Below are 22,407 nucleotides of genomic sequence, written 5' to 3'. Positions count from 1 at the left end.
GCGGCGGATCGCGCTCGCGATGGTATGGAGGGTTGGCACATGTCCCAGGGCGGAGAGCTGGCGACGGCTCGCGAGGATTCCGGCGCGCGGCCGGCCTTCAAGGTCGCGCTTCGCGGGTATGACCAGGGACAGGTCGACCAGTACCTCGCAAAGCGGGACCGCGAGCTGGCCCAGCTCGCGCAGGAGCGCCGGCGGATCGACGCCGACCGGCAGGACCTCGACACCCGGCTGCGGTCGATGCAGGCACAGCGCCAGCAGCTCCAGCAGGAGCTGAACGAGGTCAGGGACCGGCCGGCGCAGGTCGACAAGGCCTCGTTCCGGCACCTCGGGCCGATGGTCGACGACATCCTCGCGCTCGCCGAGAAGCAGGCCAACCAGATCACCAGCACCACCCAGGAGCGGGCCACGAAGCACCAGGCCGAGGCCGAGAAGGTCCTCGCCGACGCCCGTGAGCTGGCCGCGAAGACCCTGCAGGACCTCGAGGACGAGCTGGCGCAGCGCCGCACCGAGGAGCAGCAGGCGTACGAGGAGCGCCGCGCGGCCGCGCAGGCCGAGCTCGCCGAGATCCGTGAGGTCGCCGAGCGGCTCCGGGCCAACAGTGAGGCCGCGCAGCAGCGCGCCGAGCAGGAGGCCGCCAGGATCAACGAGCAGAGCGCCGCCCAGATCAAGCACACCCAGGCCCAGGCGAAGGCCCTCCTGGAGGCGGCCCACCTCAAGATCCAGCAGGAGATCGAGGCCGCCCGCAAGCAGACCCAGCAGGAGCTGGCCCAGTGGAAGGCGCAGGCCGAGAAGGAGATCGCCGACCACCGCGAGACGACCGAGAAGGAGATCGCCGACCACCGCGAGACGGTCGAGGAGGAGCTGGTGCGCCAGCGGGCCGGCGTCGACGAGCAGTGCGCCGCCGTCAAGGCCGAGGCCGAGCAGCACGTCACCGAGCTGCGCCGCCGCGGCGACGAGCAGAACACCGCCGCCCAGCACCAGCTCGCCACCGTCCAGCGCGAGATCCAGGCCCGCCGGCAGGCGCTGTCCCAGCTGCAGGCCGAGCTCGAGTCCAACCAGCAGCGCCTCGCCCAGACCCGCCGCGAGGGTGCGACCACCGAGCGTGAGGTCCAGCAGTTCCAGCAGCGCCTGAAGGAGACCCGCCAGGACCTGGCCGAGGAGATGGCCCGCCTCGAGGAGGCCCGCTCGGCCGCCGAGGGCGCGGAGCGGCACGCCAAGGAGGTCCGCGCCCGCGTCCAGCGTGAGGCGAAGCGGGTCGCCGACCTGGCCGCGGCCGCCGTCATGGCCGCCGCCGCGGGTGGCGAGACCGGCGAGTACACGAAGATCCCGGTCCGCACCCCCGCGGAACGCGCCGCCGACCAGCAGCGCCTCGCCGAGCAGCAGCGCCTGGCCGAGCAGGAGCCGGGCGGCGGCCAGCCGTCGGCCGGGTCCGCGCCGCAGCCCGCCTCCGGTCAGCCTTCCGGTCAGCCTTCCGGTCAGCCACAGCCCGTGGCCGGCCAGCCGGCGACCCAGCCGGTCGCCGTGAACCCGCTGACCGGCCAGCCCGTCGCGGTCCACCCGCTCACCGGCCAGCCCATCACCGGCACCGGCCACCCCCTCGCCGGCCGCCCGCTCGCCGGAATCCCCACGAACGGCGCCGACCCCGCGTCTCAGGACACCGAAGCCGACGACGCCGACCCGGCCGACGACAGCGCATCCGGCGAGCACGCGTCGCTCGGCACCCCCAACGGCGTCAACGGCAACGGCGGCCTAAACGGCAACGGCGCCGGGAGCGACACCGACGGCGACAGCCGCTCCGGTGAGCACGCCCCGCTCGCCCCCAACGGCCGCGGCGAGACCAGGCCACGCAGCCTGTTCGAGCCGAGGTCCGCCGCACACGAGGCCCAGGACGCCGACCGCCCCACCGCCGGCAACGGCTACGCCCGCCACTCCTCGGACCACCCGGTCCCCACCCAGCGCGACGCCCGCGACCAGTCGGACGCCACCCGCTAGGACCCTGCGGTCGGCCCCACGCCCGACCCGAAGTTCCAACCACCGGCCCGGAGCAGCCACTACGCAGCTCCGGGCCGTTGCACAGGCGGCAGAAGTCGTGGGGTGGGGGAAGCCGGAAGGCGCCACCCCCGGAGGTCCGGGAGTGGCGCCTGGGAGGCGGTGCGGTGCGTGTGGCCAGCGCCGTGCCGACATAAATAGGCCGCTCTCTAAGCGACTTGTGCCCCGACTTGGAATCGGGGGGCCTGTCGGCGAGGCCTGGCGCAGTCCCGCAACACCTGTGATTCAACCGGATCCGCGGCGTGGCGCCAACCGAATTACAGGGCCGTGGCGAACAGGGACGCGTACACGAGACGGGAGCCGTCCGTCACGACCTGGCCGGCGGCGGCTGGGCCGGACACAGTGGACAGACGCAGGTCGAGGTAGCGCTCGTCCTCGACGACCGAGTCCGGTTGCCATGCGGCGCGCGACAGCCACTCGCTCACCTCGTCCGCCACGGACTGCCGGCGCCGGTGCAGGGCGGCCCGGATGTCGTCCAGCGAGCCGGCCTCGCAAGCGGCACCAGGACCAGCGGCAGCGGCAACAGCGGCGGAGGCGAACCACGCGGCCGGGCCGTAGGCGAAGCAGACCAGCGCCATCCAGACCTCCGCGAAGTAGACGGGGTCCGGCGCGATCTCCACGCCGGCGAGGGTGTCGCCGACGAAGAAGAGGGCGCCGAGCTGGCCGTCCAGCAGCTCCAGGCGGCTCTGGTACTGGGTGAGCACCGCACGCCTGCGGGTCAGCACCTGCTCGAGGTGGCCGCGGGCGGGCAGGCCGTACCGGCCGTTGAACCGCGCGATGTCGCCCCACAGCTTGCTGTACTGGTTGGTCCCCCGCAGCCCCAGCGCCGCCGCGCGCAGCTCGACCGGCAGGATGAAGAACCACTGGTCGCGCTCGGACAGGTAGCCGCCCTGGCTCTCCTGCACGCAGCACGCGTCGTCGAAGCGCAGCGTCTGCCCGGCCGCGATGAACGCCGACCGGCACAGGGCGTGGTTCTGCGCCGCGTCCTGGATGTAGCCGACGTGCAGCGGCACGACGGCCACCCCGGAAGCCGACGGGTTGGTCAGCTCGACCTGGCCGTACGTGACGACCCGGCTGAGCTTCAACCCGCTGCGCGGCGGTGCGATGCCCGGGTAGGACGGCCCGAAGACCGGCACCATGGTCAGCGCGCCCGCCCGCTGCGGCGGGCCGAGCCGGTAGCCGGCGGTGTCCACCCCGGCCGGGACTGGCAGGTTCACGACGAGCCTCCTTCCACGACAGACTCGAAGACCGACAGACGGCGGCGCAGCTCCGCGACGATCCACCGGTCCGCGGCGGCACCGTCCACATGGGACAGCAGCCACAGTACGAGCGGCGCCAGGTCATCGGTGTGCCAGAACGGCAGCTGCGGCAGTGCGGGTGCGGGCCGGCGCAGCGTCAGGTCGTCGGCGGGGCCGTACGTGGCCTGGCAGAACACGACCGGCGTGCGCACCCCCGCACCCGGCAGCGCCGCGGTGACCCACGCCAGGTCGCCCGGGTACACGTTCTCGTACCCGTCGGAGGCGACCACGACGACGTCCGGCGCATCCACACCGGACAACGCGTCCAGCACCCCGGCGGCAAGATCGGTAGCCCCACCGAACCCGCCCGACAAAAAGCCCGACGAGACGCCGGCCGAGACGCCCGACGAAAGGCCGGACGAGAAGCCCGACGAGGAACCGCCGACCGGCACCACCACGAGCCGCGCGCAGACCCGCTGCAGGACCAGCCGCAGCGCGGCGACCTGCGACGCCACGGCCCACTCGCGCTCCCCGTACCCGCGCATCGACGCCGAGTCGTCCAGCACCAGCGCGACCGTGCCCTCGTAGCGCGGCAGCCCGGCGACGGCCGCGTCGGTGTAGCGCTCGACCGCCGGCCGTAGGTCGTCGCTCGGCCCGCCGCGCAGCAGGTGTACGAGCGTCGCCGCCAGGTCGCCCCGGTTGGTGGCGGTCACGGTCGCCGGCCGCTCCGTGCGCAGGTCGAGACCGCCACCCGTCGCCGGGAGCGGCACGAGCGAAGTGCCGGCGCGGTGCTCGTACACCAGCGGCACCAGCGACGCGACGGCACCGGCGGACGGCACGGACCGCAGCAGGCGGTGCCGCGGCGCGGAGCCACGGCGCACCGCGTCGAGCACGGCACGGGCGGTGCCGCGGCCGAGGGCGTGCTCGAAGCAGTCCTGGACGACGGCCCGCCGCGCGGCCACGATCTCGGCGGCCCGCGGGTGCTCGAGCAGCACGGTGAGCGCGGTCCGGGTGACGTGCTTGTGGTTGGCGCGGCGGCGCCGGACGGCGAGCAGCACGGTCAGCACGTCGGCGGGTGCCAGCCCGAGCGCCAGCACGCGGGTCACCCGGGCGAGGGTGTCGCGGACGGCGTCGCCGAGCCCGGCCCGGGAGGCGAGGAGCAGCTGCAGCAGCAGACGGGCCCGCTGCGGGGCGAGGATCCCCGGGGTGAGGGCGGTCAGCGCGTACCGCTGCGGGTCGGCGAGGTACGCCGAGGCGTGCACCGCCTCGTCGTCGAACAGCACGGCTCCGGCGCGCGGGACCCGCAGCGCCGTGTCGTGCCGCTGGAGGTGCCGCACGAAGTCGTTCATGCCCGTACGGTGGCACGCGGAAAATCACTGGAACGAATGCTTTTCCGTATGCAACCGGGCGCCCGCCGGCGGCGTGTTCCTGGGCATGGCAGACGCCGACACGTTCGCGGAGTTCTACCGGGACACCTACCGGGGGCTCGTCGCGCAGCTCGTCGCGTACACGGGCGACCTCGGCGAGGCGCAGGACGTGGCGCAGGAGGTGTACGTGCGGGCCTGGTCGCGGTGGCGGCGGATCAGCGCGTACGACGACCCGCGGGCCTGGATCGGCCGGGTCGGGCACAACCTCGTCATCAGCAGGTGGCGGCGGGCCCGGACCGCGTTCGCGGGCTGGACCCGGCACGGCCCGCCGGCGCCGGTGCCCGAGCCGGACCCGGCGACGCTGGACCTCGTGGCCGCGCTGCGCCGGCTGCCCGAGCCGCAGCGCCGCGCCCTCGTGCTGTACCACCTCGGCGGGTTCGCGGTCGCGGAGATCGCCCGGATGGAGGGCGCACCGGAGAACACGGTGAAGGCGCGCCTGGCCCGCGGCCGGCAGGCGCTCGCCGCGATGCTGACCGTTGCCGACCCAGCCGCCGACCCGGCCGCCGACCCGCAGGATGTGAGGCAACCATGACCGGCGTCGACGACGCGTTCTCGAAGCTCCGGCAGCACGTCGACGCGGCCGCGGTCGCGCCGCCGGCGGCTCGGATCGCCACCCTGGGGCGGCGCCGCCGCGCGGGGCGCGTGGTGGTCGCCGGACTGACCGTCCTCGCGGTCCTCACCGGCGGGTGGTCGGTCCTGCACGACCCCGACCGGCAGGCCGCGCCGATCCTGCCTGCGGTTTCGGCGTCGGTACCGGCGGCGCCGACCCCGACCGGCAACCGCCCCGAACGCGTCCCGCCGGGCTTCCTGGTGGGCGAGGCGGGCGGCCTGGGCGACACGGGCGACACGGGCAACGCGGGCGCCGAGCAGGCCATCGACAACCACGACTACAACGTGGGCTGCTTCGGCGCGCCGGCCGCCCGCCGGTCCCTCGCGCTGTTCTTCGGGAAGGAGGCGCAGCGGGTCCAGGCCACCCAGTCCCTGTACGTGTACGCGGACGAGGACGCCGCCAAGGCCGTCATGCGGGACCTCCGCCCGCGGATGCGGCAGTGCAGCGGCTTCGGGGACGCGGAGGTGCTGCAGCCCGTGGCGAGTCCGCCGCTCGGCGCCGAGGCGCTGACCGTCACCGTGGCGCTGCCGCGCGACGGCGCCGGTGAGCACACCGGGGAGCCGTACAGGTTCGTGGTGGTCCGGGTCGGCACCGCGATCGCCGTGCTCGACGGCCTCGGCGCCGACAGGTGGGAGACGCTCCTGACCCAGGAACTCGTCGGCCGGATGTGCCCGTACAAGGCGACCTGCGCCCCGCCGGCGTCGACGGTGCGGGCCACGAAGCCGGTGAACGGGGGCGAGGCATGGGCGGTGGTCGCCGGCGTCGAGGGCGGACCGGTCACCGAGAAGGCCGGCGACCTCGGCCGGCTCGGGTATCGCGCCTCGGTCGTGCCGACCGGCTGCGACGTGGGGTCCGCGGCGGCGCTCGGCGGCCTGCCGGCGACCTCCTACACGGTCGTGTACTTCGCCACCGAGCAGGACGCCACGAGCGTCGCCGGCCCGCTGGGGCTGCCGGTCGTCAAGGTCCGCACGTACTGCCTGTGAGCGGCCCGGGAACCGTACGGACCCCTGCATATACAGCTTCGCGGCGCCGTCGACACGGCCGCCGCGGTGCACAACACTCGGGTATTCGGCGGGCTACACGGTGGGAGTGCGGCATGGCAGTGGTGGAGATCCAGGCGGACCGGCGGTCGGAGGTCACGTTCAGCGGCGGGCGGGCCGGGTCGGGGCCGGCCACGTGGGGGCAGCAGGCGATCTGGGACGTGGTGCGCAACCTCGGCACCGACGCCGCCCGGTACAACGTCTCCGGCGGCATGCCGCTCCCGTCGCCGGTCCCCGCCGACCGCGTCGAGGCCGCGGTGCGGTCGCTGGTGCTGCTGCACGAGTCGCTGCGGACGCGGCTGCGCTCGGCCCACGACGGCCGCCTCGACCAGGTCGTGCACGCCTCGGGCGGCATCCCGCTCGTGACCCGGTTCGCCGCCGGGGAGGCGGTCACCGAGGCCGCGTACGCGCTGCGCGACGAGCTGCTCGCCGTCCCGTTCGACGCGACCCGGGAGTGGCCGCTGCGGGTCGGCGTCGTCCACGCCGGCGGCGGTATCCGCTACGTCGTGTTCTTCCTGTCGCACACCGCCTCCGACGGATGGGGTCTGCGCAACCTCCTCGCGGACTTCGCGACGCTCGTACACGGGACGCTGCCGCGACGGGACCTGCTGCAGCCACTCGAGGAGGCGGCGTTCCAGACCTCCGACCGGGGCCGCCGGCGCGACGCGGCCGCCCGCCGCTCGTGGCTGTCGAAGCTCGGCAGCGGCCCGGCGAGCATGTTCCCGGCCCGGGCCGGCACCGCGCCGGCGGCCACGTTCCCGAACGCGGTGCTCAACTCCCCCGCGCTCGGCCTGGCGCTGGACCGGGTCGCGGCCGACCTGTCCGTCACCCCCGCCTCGGTCGTCCTCGCCGCGGCCGCCGCCTCCGCCACCCGCATCACCGGCGTCGACGAGGCCGTCTTCCAGGTCGTCGTCAACAACCGGTTCCTGCCGGGCATGGCGGACGGGGTCACCACGATCGCCCAGGAAGGACTGTTCCACCTCACCGGCACCCGGGTCGCGTTCCCGGACCTCGTGCGCCGCACGTTCGGCGCCGCCATGTCCGCGCAGCGCCATGCGTACTACGACAAGCTCGCCCTCGACCGTGACGTCGCCGCCCTCGACAGCACCTGCGACCACTCGTGCTTCGTCAACGACCAGCGGGGGCTGATGCCGGCGCTGGGCTTCGCCGCCCCCGCGCCGGCACCGCTGCGCGAGGCCCTCACCCGCACCACGCTCACCTGGCCGGTGGAGCACGAGCCGCGCCGGGGCGTGTCGTTCGCCCTGGACGCCCAGGACGCCCCCGGCGCGCTGGAGCTGGCCATGACCGCCGACAGCGCCCTCATGCCCCGCGACGACATGACCACGTTCCTCTACGGCATCGAGGAGCTGATCGTCACCCAGGCGCTCGACACCCGGGCGCTCGACGCCTAGTGCTGCACCTTCCAGACCCACACGTCGGCGATGTGCTCGCCGGGGCCGAAGAGCTGGTCGGCGGTCTGGCGCACGGCGTCGCTGTTGCCGTGGCTGTCGGCGAGGATGATGCGGTCCGCCTTCCAGTACGCGAGGTCGGTGCGGGCCTGGGCGACGTGCTCGGGGCCGAGCTGGGGCACGACGCCGTCGTTGCCGACCTGGCCCAGCAGGCTCCACGTCGGCGGGTACGTCGGGCCGAACATGGCCTTGTGCTCGGGGTCGTTCGGGTCGGGGGCGAGGAAGTAGCCGCCGGCGATCTTGAAGTCGATGTCCGAGTCGACGGCCCAGCGCATCGCGTCGAGGCCCTCCCACCAGCCGCCGGGGATGACGACGACGGTGGCCTGGTCCGGCACGTGCTCGCGCCACATGCCGCTGCTGAAGAACACGGGCGCCAGCGGCCGGTCGTTCGTCGGTTGCGGCGTCGGTACGAGCGGCAGCAGCGCCATCGCGAGGGCGGCGGCCCACAGCCAGCGGCCCGCGTACGGCAGCGGCTCCTCGTCGTCGTCCTGGAAGGTGTCCCTGGCCTTGTCTCCGGCCTTGTCTCTGGCCTTGCCCTCGTCCGTGCCGTCGGTGTCCGCGACGGCGTCAGTGGCCGGCGCCTCCGAGGCGAACGCGGCCTCCTCGACCGGCTCCGGCCGGGTGACCGGCGGCGGCACCACGAACCGGTCGACGAGGATCGCCAGCAGCACGCCCACGAGCGGGGTCACCACGAGCGCGACCCGGGTCGGCACCACCGAGTCGAACAGCGGCAGGTCGACCAGGTAGCGCCACGGGCCGTGCCAGGTGGTCTCCTCGCCCTTGTACCGCACGATCGGGCCGAGCGACAGCAGCGAGAACACGACCGCGGTGACGAACAGCGCCCGGGCACCCCGGTGCCGCCAGAGGGAGGCCGCGGCGGCGGGCAGGAGCAGCAGCAGCGGCCAGCCGAAGAACGTGTTCTCCTCCGTCGGGCCGCCGAGCTTCTCGATGCGCGGGATGTCACCGAGGATGGAGCGGCGGCTGAAGTTCGAGAACCCGTAGAGGTCGGCGCTGAAGCCGTGCACGAAGTCGGGCAGCCCGTGGTACGCCTGCGGGCCGGTGAACTGGTGCCAGAGCGGGTACGCCATGACGACCCCCGCCACGAGGGCGGTGACGCCGAGCGCCGGCAGTGCCGCCCGCGCGGCCGGGAGCATCTCGCCGGGCCGCAGGAACACCAGCAGGAACACCAGCAACGCGAACGCCGCGAGGAACAGGACCTCTTCGTTGATGAAGCACTGGTACACGACGAGCGCGGCGAGCACGAGACCCTTGCGGACCGTGTCGCCCGGCTCGCGCATCCGGAACACGGCCCACAGGATCAGGGGGATCATGAACTGGCCGGCGATGTTGGGGTGACCGGTCGTCTGCGAGATCATCGCGGGGCCGAAGCCGCAGAAGAGCGCTCCCAGGTAGGCTGCCGTCCGGGTCCGGACCACGCCGCAGCGCAGCAGCATGAAGAACCAGGCGATGGCGGTGCCGGCCGGCGCGATCGTGCTGATGACGGCGAACGTGACCGGCGCCCCGAACAGCAGCGTGATCGGGGCGAGCGGGAGGGCGAGGCCCAGGATGGACGTGTTGGCCATCAGGTTCACGCCCAGCGGGGCGTTGAGCTGGTCGGTGAAGAACGGGGTGTCACCATGGGTGAACAGCCGCGCGGCGTGCGTGAGCACCCACTCGAAGAAGACCTGGTCCTGGTTGTTGTCGGCCAGCATCCGGGTCTGGGGTGCCGCCCACAGATGGTGGAAGAGCACGACGGAGAAGACCACGTAGCTCACGACGACAAGCGCGTTCTTTCCGCCGGTTTTCACGGGTGAGACCATAGCTGTCCAGGGGCCCGTGACGCACGCACTGGCCTCCCGGCATCGACGCCGATAAACTACGCCAATTCCGGATAACATGATCAGACCGTTGGATCGCCGAGCTACCGAGGAGAACGCCGTGCCGCCTGGAGGCGATCGGGATCGCAGTTCGGAGATCCTCGGTGACCAGCTCATCCAGTCCGAGGTGCTCGAGGGCCTCGCGATGGCGAAGAACCACCGCAAGTGGTTCGTCGCGTTCGCGACGCCGTACCTGGGCGACGACCCGATCGAGGTCAGCGCGGGCCTGGGCGACTATGCGGCGGAGTGGCTGGAGCACGCTCCGCGCATGACGGTCACGGAGGCCGACCCGGACCGGCTGCTCGCGCTCAAGGAGCGCTTCTCGGCCAACCGCGAGGTGTCGATCCGCGAGCTCATGCTGCCCAGCGACATCACCGCCGAGCACAGCGCCGCCGTGTCGTACAACGTCCTGGAGCACATCGAGGACCACCTGGGCGCCCTGCGCACCATGCGCTCCCTGGTCCGCCCCGGCGGCCACGTGATCATCGTGGTGCCGGCGTTCCCCTTCGCGATGGGCCCCGCCGACATCGCCACCGGCCACGTCCGCCGGTACACCAAGAAGACCATGCGTGAGGTGCTGCTCGCCGCCGACCTGGAGATCGAGAAGCTGCACTACGCCAACTCGCTCGGCCTGATCGGCTACTACGTCTCCACCTGCCTCCTGCGCCAGAAGCCAGGCCCCGGCATGATGGTCAAGTTCTACGACTCGACGGTCGCCCCGATGACCCGCTTCGCCGAACGCTTCGTCACCCCACCGTTCGGCCAGTCCGTGATCGCGATCGCCCGCCGCCCCTCCTGAAAGTTTCGCCGCCACCACCACCCGGACCCCAGCCACCCAGCGTCGCCGGCGGTGTCGGTCAGGCACCTCTCCGTAAGGTCCACCTGCCCCACCGCCACGCCCCGCCGTTCGGCCAACCGTCAGCCGGGAAACTTTCGCGCCGCCACCCGGAACCACCACGCCCCCGGCGCTCCAAGCCCGGGCTTCACATGGTGCACAAAACCGCGGCAACCCCGGCGAAAGAAACCCGACCGCAGGCCCATCAGAACCCCCGGGCACCGGCGACCCGCACACTGCCCTGACAAGGCCGCGGCCGGACAGCCGGACGCGGCGAGGTCTCCGGACGCAGCCCTCGTCAGCCAGGTCGTCACGCAACGCGACGCACACCGCCGTCCAGCCTGCGCCGCTTCCCCCGCCCAGCCGGCCCAATTCCCCCAGAGCGGGCCAGTCGCTCGATCCACAGCTCTCGCACCACCGCCCAGCGCCCCAACCTCAGCCGCAACCAAAGTTCAGCCACCCACACACCCCCAACCTCAGCCCGGCGGCCCCCACACCCCAGCGTCAGCCGCAACCCAGGCCCGGCCACCCCACACGCCCCCGACGTCAACTCAGGCCCAGCCGCCCACGCCCCGGATCCGCAACCGCTGCACCACCGCCCCGACCTGCGCGCCGCGCTCACCAATACCGGCACCCCCACCGACGCCCGCAACTCCCTCACAGCAACCCCACTCCACCCGCCCAACCTCCCCCGCGCCCCAACACAGACATTGGTCAATGCCCGCGTTTGCGGCTTTTGCGCAATAGACATTGCGCGATCCACCCCCAAGATGATCTCCAATTGAGGGGTAGATCGCACAGCGTCGATCTCGGAGATCGGACATCTCCGGGCATTGACCAACGTCTGCGCGAGGGTGACGCGCGAGGGGACACACCGGACCGACCAGCAAAGTCGACCTCGGACATGGACATCTCCGGGCATTGACCAACGTCTGCGCGAGGGTGACGCGCGGGGACACGCCAGACCGACCAACGAGGTCGATCCCGGAATGGACGTCCCTGCGCGGCGAGGGGTGGCGGTGTCGTGGGTGGTGCGGAGGAAAAAGTGTTACGGGTCGTAGGGCGCGCGGGTCTGTGGATCCGGACCATCGAACCGAAGGGGATGAAGTGAACCTGCGCCATCTGTCCGCGGCCGGGGTTGCGGCCGTCGTGCTGCTCGCCGGGTCGGGGTGCGAACCCCAGGGCCAGACCCAGACCCAGGGCCGGAGTCAGACCGGCACGGCTCCGTCCGCCGGCGCCGGGGGCGGCGCTGGGGCCGGCGCCGGGGGCGCCGCACCGTCGAACAGTCCGTCCAGCACCGCCGCGGCGTCGCGCGGGGCGTCCGGGGGTGCGCCGGCGACGGCGGCCGCGGGGAACGCACCGCCGCCGTTCTTCGCCGCCGTGCCCGCGGTGCCGGAGGTGAGCGAGGCCGTGGCGGTGGGTGCGGTACGGCAGCAGCAGCGGGTGGCGGGCCGCGACAACGGGCAGAGCACCCGGTACGGCGACCGGTCCGTCTGGATCTTCGACGACACGACGCTCAAGGAGCCGTGGGGTTTCCTGTCCAACAGCGGCGCGGCCACGAAGGACCTCGACGCGGAGACGGCATCGACCTCACGTCGAACAACCCGGTCACCGTCGACGCGTCGAAGGCGCCGGTGGAGCTGATCCCGAGGTCCGCCGCGGAGAAGGCGTACGAGCAGGCGAACAAGGTGCAGTTCGGGCCCTGGTCGAAGCCGGTGAAGGCGATGACGACCGCCGGCGGGAAGGCCACCGACTACGCGCTGTTCGGCCACCCCGAGTACGCGCGGCGTGACGGGCTCGTCCAGTACCTGTCGTACTTCCACCCAGACAGCGGCGAACAGCGCCTCATCAGGCTCACGTTCGGCCCGGCTGGAACCTGATGCGGGCGATCCGCTGCTCCCCGCTCGCGGGGTTGAAGTAGGTCAGGTACTGCACGAGACCGTCCTGGCGGGCGTACTCCGGATGCGCGAACAGCGCGTAGTTGGCCGCGTCGCCGCCCGCCGGGACGGGCGCCGCCTTCACCGGCTTCGACCACGGGCCGAACAGGGCGCCGCCGACCTGGAACATGACGTCGTTGCTGCCGTTCGGCATGAACGTGTTGATCCACGCCTTCAGCGCCGGGGCGTAGAGGACGGTCTGCCCGGCCGCGCCGGCGGCGATCGTGAACGCCCCGGCCGCGGGGTCGGCCGTCCAGCCGCCGCCCGTCCAGAACGTCCACTTGCGACGGTCCGTCACGTCGGCGAGGCCGACCTTGCCGAGTTTGCAGCCTTGGTACGTGCAGACGCCGTACGCGTAGAGCACGTCGCCGACGGTGACGGCGGCGGAGCTGAACCCCGCGCCGTCGGGGAAGAACATCGTCGGGTCGGTGCCTTCGAGGCTGGTGACCGCGGGGCCGTTGACGGCGGTGAGGCGGGTGACGGCGCCGGTGCCCATGTCGATCGCGGCGATGCCGGTGCCGAGGCCCTTGCCGATGGGGCCGGTGCACGGGTCGGCGGCGCGGCACAGCTTGCCGTAGAACACGAGGATCCGGCCGCGGGCGGGGTCCGCGACGACAGGACCGGGCCAGAACGCGAACCGGGCCGGGTGGGTCCGCTCATACTCCAGCTCGGCCCCGCTACGGACGATCAGCTCGACCGGCGGCTTCGACGCGTCGACGGCGACGGGGCTGCCGGAGGTGAGGTCGATGCCGTCGGACGCGTCGAGGTCCTTCGTGGCGGCGCCGCTGTTGGACAGGAAGCCGAACGGGTCCTTGAGCGTGGTGTCGTCGAAGATCCAGACGGACCGGTCGCCGTACCGGGTGCTCTGCCCGTTGTCGCGGCCCGCCACCCGCTGCTGTTGCCGCACCGCACCCGCGGGCGCGAACTCGGCCACCTCCGGCACCGCGGGCACGGTGGCGAAGAACGGCGGCACGGACGGGGACGGTGCGGCCGGGGAAGCTGCGGGCGAGGACGGCGCGGGCGCCTGGGCGGTCGCGGGCGGCCGGGCGGCCGGCACCTCCCGCCGCGGCTCGTCGGGCTGCCGCCACACCGTCACGCCGATCACGAGCGCGAGCGCCAGGGCCGCGGCCCCGCCGGCCAGCGCGAAGGCCTTGAGCGCCCACCCGCCGGCGGCCGCCTTCGGTGGGGGCGCCAGGAGCGGCAGGCCGGCGAGGAGGCCCTCCGCCGCCGGGAGCCGGCGGGACCGCTCCGTGCACTGTGGACAGTCGCGGACGTGCCGGGCGATCCGCTTGCGCCACAACGGGTCCGGCTCGCCGTCCCAGCCGGCCACGACCTCGCGCAGCGCCGGGCAGCCGGGCGACGCGTCCAGGGCGCGGACCACCGAACGGGCCACGTCGAGCTGCTCGCGCATCCGCTGCACCCGCACCCCGGCGTGCGCGGCCGGCAGGTCGAGGGCGTCGGCGACCTCGGCGCGGGCCAGGTGACCGCCGGCCTCCAGCCACCACAGCGACAGCACCGTGCGGTGCGCCGGGTCCAGCCAGCGGGCCGCCTCCGCGATCCCCCGCTGCTCGACGTCCAGGACCTGCCGCAGCACGGCGAGGCCGACGAAGTCCGCCGACGGGTCGGCGGTGTCGGGCAGGCCGTCCGGCTGGTCCTCGCCGCGGGTCAGCCTGGCCCGGCGGGCCTCCGCGCGGGCGTCGGCGAGCTGCCGCAGGGCGATCGTCACCACCCACGACCGGAAACGCCCGGCGTGCCGTACCGTCGAAACCCCCGTCACGACGCGGACCATCGCGTCCTGGACGATGTCGTCGACGTCGAGGTCCCGGTCGGCGCCGCGGCCGACGACGGAGTAGACCAGCGGCAGGTAGCGCGCGGCGAGGGCCTCCACGGCGGCCCGGTCACCGTCGCGGGCCGCCGCCACGAGGACCTCGTCGGACTGTGCCACTGTCGTTCCCGTCTGTTCGTTCACCCTCTGGCGGACCCCCTCCGGTCTCGTGTCATAACACTTTCCGGGCTTGACGGGGCGGTGCGGCGGGACTTACGGTCCTGACCACAACCGCATATCGCGCTGCACGACCCGCGACGGGAGAGCCCTCGGTCAGTCCGAGGCGCCGAAGGAGCAACGTTCTCCCCAGAATCTCTCAGGCATCGGTACCGCCGCGGTCAGGCGACTCTGGAAAGTCAGGACGATCCGTGTCCTGCGCCCACGGTGCAAACCGTCCCGCTCGTCGCGGGCGGCGAAGCTCTCAGGCTCCGATGACAGAGCGGGGAGGTCACCCAGCAGGGGTGCCGTCCGCGACGGCATCCGGACCCAGGGAGCCTCCGTGACACCGCTCTTCGACGTGCACCGCGATCTCGGCGCCACCTTCACCTCCTTCGCCGGCTGGCGCATGCCGCTGCGCTACCAGGGGGACCTCGCCGAGCACCACGCGGTGCGGCGCGCCGCCGGGTTGTTCGACCTGTCGCACATGGGCCAGCTCGAGGTCACCGGCGCCGACGCGGGCCGGTTCCTCGACTACGCGCTCGTCGGCAGGCTGTCGGCGATCGAGGTGGGGCGCGCCCGGTACACGATGCTGTGCCACGACACCGGCGGGGTCCTCGACGACCTCGTCGTCTACCGCCTCGCGGACCGGCGCTACCTGGTGGTCGCGAACGCCGCCAACACCGCCGTCGTCTTCGCGATGCTCCGCGAGCACGCCGACGGTTTCCACGTCACCGTCCGCGACACGTCCGCCGACTGGGCGCTGATCGCCGTGCAGGGGCCTTCGGCGGCGTCGATCCTCGACCCGGGGCCGCTGCGGTACTACGCGATCCGCCCGTTCCCGCTCGCCGGGCGGGACGTGCTGCTGGCGCGGACCGGGTACACCGGCGAGGACGGCTTCGAGGTCTACTGCCGCCCGGATGACGCCGTCGCCGTGTGGCGGGCGCTGCTCGACCGCGGCCCGACGCCGGCGGGGCTGGCCTGCCGCGACACGCTGCGCCTCGAGGCGGGGATGGCGCTGTACGGGCACGAGCTGTCCGTCCGGCGGACCCCGCTGCAGGCCGGCCTCGCCCGCCTCGTCGACTTCTCCAAACGCGACTTCGTCGGCGCCGCCGCCCTGCGCCGCCAGCGCGACTCGGCGCCGGTCGAGGTCCTGGCCGGGCTCGTCACCGGATCCCGACGGGCGCCGCGCGCCGGCTACCAGGTGCTCGACCCGGCGACCGGCGCGATGGCCGGCACCGTCACCAGCGGCGCGCTGTCGCCGACCCTCGGCCATCCCGTCGCGATGGCGTACGTGCCGCCCGCCCTCGCCGAGCCCGGGACCCGGCTCGCCGTCGACGTCCGCGGCGCGAGCGTCGACGCCACCGTCGTGCAACTGCCCTTCTACGTCGCACCGCCGAAGTGAACGTCATGTCGTCGAACCAGCCGGAGATGAGCGCCATGTCCGCGATCCCGTCGCACCTGTCCTACACGCGTGACCACGAGTGGTTCTCCGACGGCGTCGTCGGCATCACCGCGTTCGCCGCGTCCGCGCTCGGCGACATCGTCTACGTGCAGCTGCCCGAGGTCGGCACGCTGGTCACCGCCGGCGAGCCGTGCGGGGAGATCGAGTCGACGAAGTCCGTCAGCGACCTCGTCGCGCCCGCCGACGGCGTCGTCGTCTCGGTCAACCCGCTCATCGCCACCGAACCGGGAGCGGTCAACGACGACCCGTACCGGCGCGGCTGGCTCTTCACGCTCCGCCTCACGGGCGCCGCCCCCGAGCTGCTCGACGCCGCCGCCTACGCCGCCCTGGTCGGGTGAGCCCGTTGGCGCTGAGCGCGTTCGACCTGTACTCCGTCGGCATCGGCCCGTCGTCGTCGCACACCGTCGGCCCGATGCGCGCCGCCCGCCGCTTCGCGTCGGCGCTGGACGGGCTGCCGGTCGCCCGGGTGCGGGCGGAGCTCTTCGGCTCGCTCGGCGCCACCGGCCACGGCCACGGCTCCGCGAAGGCCGTCGTCCTCGGCCTGCTCGGGGAGGACCCGGCGACCGTCGACACCGACACCGCCGACGAACGCGTCGACGACGTCCGCCGCACCGGCCTGCTCCGCCTCGCCACCGGCCGTGCCGTCGCGTTCTCCGTCGACGACGACGTCGTCCTGCACCGGCGCAAGTCGCTGCCCGAGCACCCGAACGGCATGCGGTTCGCCGCCTTCTCCGCCGACGGCGCGCCGCTGCTCGAGCGGACGTACTTCTCCGTCGGCGGCGGTTTCGTGGTCGGCGACACCGGCATCGTGCCCGACACCACGCGGCTGCCGCATCCGTTCGCGACCGGCGGCGAGCTGCTGGCCCTGTGCGCCTCGCTGGACCTGCCGGTGAGCGCCGTCATGTACGCCAACGAACGCGCCTGGCGCCCCGACGCCGAGACCCGGGCCGGGCTGCTGCACCTGTGGTCCGTCATGCAGGCGTGCGTCGACCGTGGCTGCTCCCGCGACGGCGTCCTGCCCGGCGGGCTGCGCGTGCCGCGGCGGGCGCCGGCACTGTACCGCGACCTGAAGGCCTCCGCCGACGGCGCCGACCCGCTGAAGGTCCTCGACTGGGTGAACCTCTACGCCCTCGCCGTCAACGAGGAGAACGCCTCCGGCGGCCGCATCGTCACCGCCCCGACCAACGGCGCCGCCGGCATCATCCCCGCCGTCCTGCACTACTACACGCGCTTCGTCCCCGGCGCCACCGACGACGGCGTCGCCCGCTTCCTCCTCACCGCCGCCGCCATCGGCATCCTCATCAAGGGCAACGCCTCCATCTCCGGCGCGGAGGTGGGCTGCCAGGGCGAGGTGGGCTCGGCGTGCGCGATGGCCGCCGCCGGCCTGTGCGAGGTCCTCGGCGGCACCCCCGCCCAGGTGGAGAACGCGGCCGAGATCGGCCTGGAGCACAACCTGGGCCTCACCTGCGACCCGGTGGGCGGCCTCGTCCAGATCCCCTGCATCGAACGCAACGCCATCGCCAGCGTGAAGGCCATCAACGCCGCCCGTCTCGCCCTGAACGGCGACGGCAGCCACAAGGTCACCCTCGACAAGGCGATCCGCACCATGCGCGACACCGGCCGCGACATGTCAGTGAAGTACAAGGAAACCGCCCGCGGCGGCCTGGCCGTCACCGTCATCGAGTGCTGAGCTGTAATTCCCCCCACCGCTGACGCGGCGGGGCCCGGCGGGGATTCTCACCCGCACCCCAATGCGCCGCGAGCGGCGCACAGCCCGCGCGGCGCGCGTGGCTGGAATTGCGCGTGCGCGCACCATCCCGGCCCCTCCTCGTGTTCTCGCCTGTCGTTGCCCTCGTTCTGCCTGCACCTCTTTCGCTCTGTCCTTGCCCCTCGCGCTGCCTACGCATCCTCGCTCCGTCCTTGCCCCTCGCGCTGCCTTGCCCGCTCGCCCCGCTACGCGTCCCCGCCCCGCCGCTCCAACTGTTCGGGCTGGCGCGCCGCGCAACCCTCCCACCGACGTTGGTCAATGCCCTGAATAGCCCCTTTTCGCGATCGACGCTGCGCGATCCGCTCCGGTTTCAGTGATCGCTTGGGGGGTAGATCGCGCAACGTCTATTGGATTGATACCGCAAACCAGGGCATTGACCAACGTCTGTGCGGGCGCGCAACGAAGAGCGATGCAGCGCAGAGAGGTGCGTGACCCAGAGCGGAACGGAGCGCGGGGCGGCGGGAGGAGTGGGGCGGGAGCGTTCGGCCGCTGTGGAATGACAGGCGTCGCGAGGGCGATGAGCTCCGGGCTCCGTGGGAGCGGCGAACATCGCGGGTTCCGTGGTCCGGTGGAGTTTGTGCGCCCACGGCGGGTGGCGTCGCGCGGTCGGTGAGGGTTTCCTGCTGGTGCGTGGAGGGCCGCGCGCGGCGGCGTCGACGTTGGCGGTCCCGTCGGTGCACGGAGAGCCGCGCATGGGCGATCGGGGACCTGTCCATTCGCGGTGATCCATGGCGCGGGTATCATGTAGGTGGGAGCCGCACAGCGCCGCGGACAGCATCTGAGCTGCGCCGCAGGCGTCGCCATGCATGCAACTCGCATCGACGTGACGGAGTTCCCAGTGCAACTTTCAGCCCGTATGAGACCGTTCGCCATCGGCGCGGTCGCCACCCTGGCCGCCGCGGTGGCCGCGGTCGTCGTCGCGCAGAGTCCCGCCGCCGCGCACGGCTCGGTCACCGACCCGCCGTCGCGCAACTACGGCTGCTGGGCCAGGTGGGGCAGCGACTTCCAGAACCCGAACATGTCCCAGACCGACCCGATGTGCGCCCAGGCCTGGCAGGCCAACCCGGACACGATGTGGAACTGGAACGGCCTCTACCGTGAGGGCGTCGCCGGCAACCACCAGGCCGCCATCCCCGACGGTCAGCTGTGCAGCGGTGGGCGTACACAGAACGGCCGGTACGCCTCCATGGACACCGTCGGGGCGTGGGTCGCCGCGACGAAGCCGAACAACTTCACGCTGACCCTCACCGACGCCGCCCAGCACGGCGCCGACTACCTGCGCGTCTACATCACCAAGCAGGGGTTCGACCCGACCACGCAGCCGCTGACGTGGGCGAGCCTCGAGCTGGTCAACAGCACCGGGCGGTACGCGCCGGCGCCGCAGTACCAGGCGCAGGTCAACGCCGGGAGCCGGACCGGCCGGCACGTCATGTACACGATCTGGCAGGCCAGCCACCTGGACCAGTCGTACTACTTCTGCAGTGACGTGATCTTCACCGGTGGGCCCGGGCCTTCGAACAGCGCGTCGCCGTCGCGGTCGCCTTCCACGTCGCCGTCGGCCTCGCGGTCGCCGTCGACGTCACCGTCGGCGTCGGTCTCGGTGCCGCCGGGCGGCTGCTCGGCGAGCTACGCCAAGACCAGCGAGTGGAGCGGCGGCTTCGGCGCCAACGTGACCGTCACCGCCGGCGCGGCCGGGACCAACGGCTGGACGGTCCGCCTGACCTGGGCCAACGGCCAGACGATCACCTCGTTCTGGAACGCGGCGATCACGTCCAGCGGGGCCGTCTCGACGGCCACGAACGTGAGCTACAACGGCAAGCTGGGCGCCGGGCAGTCCACGAGCTTCGGCTTCAACGGCTCCTGGAACAGCACCAACTCGGCACCGGCGGTGACCTGCACCGCCACCTGACCCCGCGCCTTGCGGAGCACATGACTTTCGAGATAGCTTTCATGAAAGCTTTTCTCGGAGGTGTACGTGCATCGTCAGGTGCTCATTCAGAACGCTCACGTCGTGCCCGGCAACGGTCCGGAGTTGCCGGGCACCGACGTTCTCTGTACCGGCGGCGTGATCACGGCCGTCGGTCCTTCGCTCGCCGCCCAGGCCGATCCGTCGTGTGAGGTCATCGACGCGACGGGGCTCACCGTGACCGCGGGGTTCGTCGACGCGCACCGGCACGTGTGGCAGGCGCCGCTACGCGGCGCCGGCGCCGACATGCCCATGTCCCGGTACTTCGTGGAGGTGCTCGGCGCCGCCCTGGCCGCGATGTCCCCCGCCGACGCCGGCCGGGCGACGCTCCTCGGCGCCCGCGCGGCACTCAACGCGGGCGTCACCACGGTCTTCGACTACAGCAACGCGACCCACTCCCCCGAGCACACCGACGCGGTGGTCGAGGCGTTCGAGACGTCCGGCATCCGCGCCGTGGTCGGGTTCTGCGACCCCGCCTCACTCGGGCGCGCCACCGGCCGGGTCACGGGCGCGCTGTCGATCCTCGGCCCCGAGTACGGCGACTGGGACACCGCCGCCGCCGCGATCAGGCGGGGCCGGGAGCTCGGCGTGATGGTCGCGGCGCACGTCGCCGGCCCGTGCGTGCGGCGGCTGCACGACGAGGGGCTGCTCGGCCCGCACCTGCAGCTCGTGCACCTCAACGCGGTCACCGCCGACGACGCGAAGCTGCTCGCCGAGTCGGGCACGGCCGTCGTGGTGACGCCGACGGTGGAGGCGGTGATGGGGCACGGCGGGTCCGTGTACGGGCGGCTGGCGGAGGCCGGCGCGCGGCCCGCGTTCGGCGTCGACGTCGTGATCAACAACCCGCCGGACCTGTTCGAGCCGCTGCGGGACACGCTGCGCACGGCCCGGCTGGCGACGGGTTCCGCGTCGGTGCCGCCGTCCGGGGACCTGCTGCTCGCGGCGACACTCGACGGCGCCAGGGCCGTGGGTCTCGCCGGCGTCGTCGGTACCGTCGAAGCGGGCGGACGCGCCGACCTGCTGCTCCTGGACGGGCTCGGCCACCTGCGGGGCGACCGGGCGGGCGCGGTCGTCTCGTGCGTGACCGCGTCGGACGTGCGGACCGTGCTGGTGGACGGCCGCGTGGTGAAGCGGGACTTCGCCCTGCTGGTCTGACGTGCGTCGGGGGCGGGACGCGCGCGCGTCCCGCCCCCTGTTTCGCGGGTGGATCAGAAGTTGTCGGCGGTGCGGATCCGGCCGCGGAGGAAGGCGCCGGAGGTGGTCAGCTGGTTCGGGTTCGTCCAGCTGCCCGCCGAGCAGGTGCCCGGCTTGAACGCGGCGCTGCTCTCGTTCGCGTCCGAGTACGTCCAGTTCGCGTAGCTGATCTTCTTCGAGTCGAGCAGGTCCAGCCACGCGGCGCTGCTGTTGAGGTCGACGTTGCCGCCGCCGGTGTAGGTGACCGTGCCGAACTCGGTCACGAAGAGCGGCAGCCGGCCGGCCGCCCGCGACACCACGTTGCGGTAGTTGTCCAGGTGCGACGCGGCGTAGAAGTGGAACGTGTACATGATGTTCTGCGCGTTCACCGGGTTCGACACGATCTCGGACTCGTCGGTGCCGTCGGACACGCCGAGCGACGACCAGCCGCGGGTGCCGACGATCACGACCGCGTCGGGGTCGGCCGCCCGGATGACCGGGATGACCTGCTCCGCGTAGGACTTGATCCCCTGCCACGACACGTTGTTGGGCTCGTTGGCGATCTCGTAGATGACGTTCTTCTTGTTCGCGTTGCGCTGCGCGACCGAGGCGAAGAACGTCTTGGCCCGGTCCAGGTTGTAGTTCGGGTCACCCGGCGTCAGCGTGTGGAAGTCGATGATCGCGTACATGCCCTTGGACTCGGCCAGGTCGACGTACTGGTTGACCTGGTTGGTGAACCCGGCCGGGTTCGTCTCGTAGCCCTGCTCCTGCACGTACATCGCGATCCGCAGCAGGTCGGCCTTCCAGTCGTCGGCAAGCGCGGCCACGGAGGCGTTGGTGACGCAGGAGGCGAACCACTGGATGCCGTGGGTGCTCATGCCCCGCAGCTGGATCGCCTTGTTGTTCTGGTTGCAGAGGTTGACGCCGCAGACGTGCAGCTGCCCGTTGGCCGCGAGCGGCGTGCCACCCTGCGGCGGCGTGCTCGGGCTCGGGCTGGTGCTCGGCGACGGGCTGCTCGACGGGGACTTCGACGGCGTCGGGCTGTTCGTGACCCCGCCGGTGCAGGTCACGCCGTTGAGCGTGAACGTCGCCGGCGTCGGGTTGGCGGCGGTCCACGTACCGTTGAAGCCGATGCTCGTCGACGCGCCGGTCGCCAGGCCGCCGTTGTAGTCCAGGCTGCGGGCGGTGACCGCGGCGCCGCTCTGGCTGAACGTCGCCGACCAGCCCTGCCCGACCTTCTGCCCCGCGTCGGGGAACGTGAAGCCGAGCGTCCAGCCGTTCACGGCGTCGCCGAGGTTGGTGATCGTGATGTTGCCGGTGAACCCGCCCGGCCACTGGTTCACCGTGTACGCGACACGGCAGCCGCTGGCCGCGGACGCGTTGACGGCGGGCAGGACGATGATCCCGGTGACCGCGAGGGCGGTGGCGGCGCCCACCGCGAGGAGTCCACGTTTGTGCAAGACCTTCATGACCGGCGATCCTGGGTGCTCCTTCCGGGTGACGCCAGTTACACCGATGTCCCGGGACATCTCTGACCTGGCCCTTTTCCCAGCTCAGCGCCCTTGGCGCCGG

General features: G+C 72.7%; 17 protein-coding genes and 2 riboswitches. Of the genes, 11 read left to right on the top strand and 6 right to left on the bottom strand.

Annotated elements, in window-relative coordinates:
- The first annotated feature begins 39 nt into the window (after positions 1–39).
- The gene (locus tag ABD332_RS25230) at positions 40–1,992 is read left to right on the top strand and encodes a hypothetical protein (RefSeq protein ID WP_344504569.1); all 1,953 of its coding nucleotides are present in this window, start codon (positions 40–42) and stop codon (positions 1,990–1,992) included.
- A 314-nt stretch (positions 1,993–2,306) separates the two neighbouring features.
- On the opposite strand, the gene ABD332_RS25225 is transcribed toward ABD332_RS25230, so the two are convergent.
- A complete protein-coding gene (locus tag ABD332_RS25225; RefSeq protein WP_344504568.1) occupies positions 2,307–3,266 on the bottom strand; it encodes an ARPP-1 family domain-containing protein in 960 nt (319 codons plus the stop codon).
- Entirely contained in the window at positions 3,263–4,636 is a 1,374-nt protein-coding gene (locus tag ABD332_RS25220; protein ID WP_344504567.1) for a hypothetical protein, read from the bottom strand. The genes ABD332_RS25225 and ABD332_RS25220 overlap by 4 nt, the downstream gene beginning before the upstream one ends.
- Positions 4,637–4,721: 85 nt before the next feature.
- On the opposite strand from ABD332_RS25220, the gene ABD332_RS25215 reads away from it, so the two are divergent.
- From ABD332_RS25215 to ABD332_RS25205, 3 genes are all read left to right on the top strand, one after another.
- A complete protein-coding gene (locus ABD332_RS25215) occupies positions 4,722–5,246 on the top strand; it encodes an RNA polymerase sigma factor (RefSeq protein ID WP_344504566.1) in 525 nt (174 codons plus the stop codon).
- Positions 5,243–6,307 (top strand): hypothetical protein, encoded by a 1,065-nt coding sequence (locus ABD332_RS25210; RefSeq protein WP_344504565.1) that lies wholly within the window; start codon positions 5,243–5,245, stop codon positions 6,305–6,307. The genes ABD332_RS25215 and ABD332_RS25210 overlap by 4 nt, the downstream gene beginning before the upstream one ends.
- Positions 6,308–6,420: 113 nt before the next feature.
- On the top strand, positions 6,421–7,776 hold the full coding sequence (locus ABD332_RS25205) for a condensation domain-containing protein (protein ID WP_344504564.1): 1,356 nt from the start codon (positions 6,421–6,423) through the stop codon (positions 7,774–7,776).
- On the opposite strand, the gene ABD332_RS25200 is transcribed toward ABD332_RS25205, so the two are convergent.
- A complete protein-coding gene (locus ABD332_RS25200) occupies positions 7,773–9,641 on the bottom strand; it encodes a DUF6311 domain-containing protein (RefSeq protein ID WP_344504563.1) in 1,869 nt (622 codons plus the stop codon). The two genes, ABD332_RS25205 and ABD332_RS25200, sit on opposite strands and share 4 nt — an antisense overlap.
- A 214-nt stretch (positions 9,642–9,855) precedes the next feature.
- Here ABD332_RS25200 and ABD332_RS25195 point away from each other — a divergent pair, with 214 nt between their 5' ends.
- Positions 9,856–10,509, top strand: a complete 654-nt coding sequence (locus tag ABD332_RS25195) for a methyltransferase domain-containing protein (RefSeq protein WP_344504807.1) — start codon at positions 9,856–9,858, stop codon at positions 10,507–10,509.
- 1,244 nt (positions 10,510–11,753) lie between these two features.
- Here the strand turns inward: ABD332_RS25195 and ABD332_RS25190 are convergent.
- A complete protein-coding gene (locus tag ABD332_RS25190) occupies positions 11,754–12,056 on the bottom strand; it encodes a hypothetical protein (RefSeq protein ID WP_344504562.1) in 303 nt (100 codons plus the stop codon).
- A gap of 15 nt (positions 12,057–12,071) precedes the next feature.
- On the opposite strand from ABD332_RS25190, the gene ABD332_RS25185 reads away from it, so the two are divergent.
- Positions 12,072–12,425 carry a hypothetical protein gene (locus ABD332_RS25185; RefSeq protein ID WP_344504561.1) on the top strand — a complete coding sequence of 118 codons (354 nt, stop codon included), beginning with the start codon at positions 12,072–12,074 and terminating at the stop codon, positions 12,423–12,425.
- On the opposite strand, the gene ABD332_RS25180 is transcribed toward ABD332_RS25185, so the two are convergent.
- Positions 12,400–14,427, bottom strand: coding sequence for an RNA polymerase sigma factor (locus ABD332_RS25180; RefSeq protein ID WP_344504560.1), 2,028 nt, complete (start codon positions 14,425–14,427; stop codon positions 12,400–12,402). The genes ABD332_RS25185 and ABD332_RS25180 overlap by 26 nt on opposite strands.
- 128 nt (positions 14,428–14,555) lie before the next feature.
- A riboswitch (glycine riboswitch) is annotated at positions 14,556–14,649 on the top strand.
- Positions 14,650–14,755, top strand: a riboswitch (glycine riboswitch).
- A 51-nt stretch (positions 14,756–14,806) separates the two neighbouring features.
- Between ABD332_RS25180 and gcvT the strand changes: the two genes are divergently transcribed.
- From gcvT to ABD332_RS25155, 5 genes are all read left to right on the top strand, one after another.
- Positions 14,807–15,868, top strand: coding sequence for a glycine cleavage system aminomethyltransferase GcvT (gene gcvT / locus ABD332_RS25175; protein ID WP_344504559.1), 1,062 nt, complete (start codon positions 14,807–14,809; stop codon positions 15,866–15,868).
- Between the two features lie 5 nt (positions 15,869–15,873).
- Complete coding sequence (locus ABD332_RS25170; RefSeq protein ID WP_344504558.1) at positions 15,874–16,266, top strand: glycine cleavage system protein H; 393 nt, start codon at positions 15,874–15,876, stop codon at positions 16,264–16,266.
- Positions 16,267–16,271: 5 nt separating this feature from the next.
- Positions 16,272–17,618: an L-serine ammonia-lyase gene (locus tag ABD332_RS25165; RefSeq protein ID WP_344504806.1), complete on the top strand. Its 1,347-nt coding sequence runs from the start codon at positions 16,272–16,274 to the stop codon at positions 17,616–17,618.
- A 934-nt stretch (positions 17,619–18,552) separates the two neighbouring features.
- The gene (locus ABD332_RS25160) at positions 18,553–19,605 is read left to right on the top strand and encodes a lytic polysaccharide monooxygenase auxiliary activity family 9 protein (RefSeq protein WP_344504557.1); all 1,053 of its coding nucleotides are present in this window, start codon (positions 18,553–18,555) and stop codon (positions 19,603–19,605) included.
- A 102-nt stretch (positions 19,606–19,707) separates the two neighbouring features.
- The gene (locus ABD332_RS25155; protein ID WP_344504556.1) at positions 19,708–20,817 is read left to right on the top strand and encodes an amidohydrolase family protein; all 1,110 of its coding nucleotides are present in this window, start codon (positions 19,708–19,710) and stop codon (positions 20,815–20,817) included.
- A gap of 53 nt (positions 20,818–20,870) precedes the next feature.
- On the opposite strand, the gene ABD332_RS25150 is transcribed toward ABD332_RS25155, so the two are convergent.
- Positions 20,871–22,304: a cellulase family glycosylhydrolase gene (locus ABD332_RS25150; RefSeq protein WP_344504555.1), complete on the bottom strand. Its 1,434-nt coding sequence runs from the start codon at positions 22,302–22,304 to the stop codon at positions 20,871–20,873.
- Positions 22,305–22,407 lie beyond the last annotated feature (103 nt).

This window comes from Dactylosporangium maewongense, assembly GCF_039531485.1.
Lineage (GTDB): Bacteria > Actinomycetota > Actinomycetes > Mycobacteriales > Micromonosporaceae > Dactylosporangium > Dactylosporangium maewongense.
The sequence above is the reverse complement of the archived record's forward strand: the minus strand, read 5'-3'. Positions and strand labels throughout refer to the sequence as shown.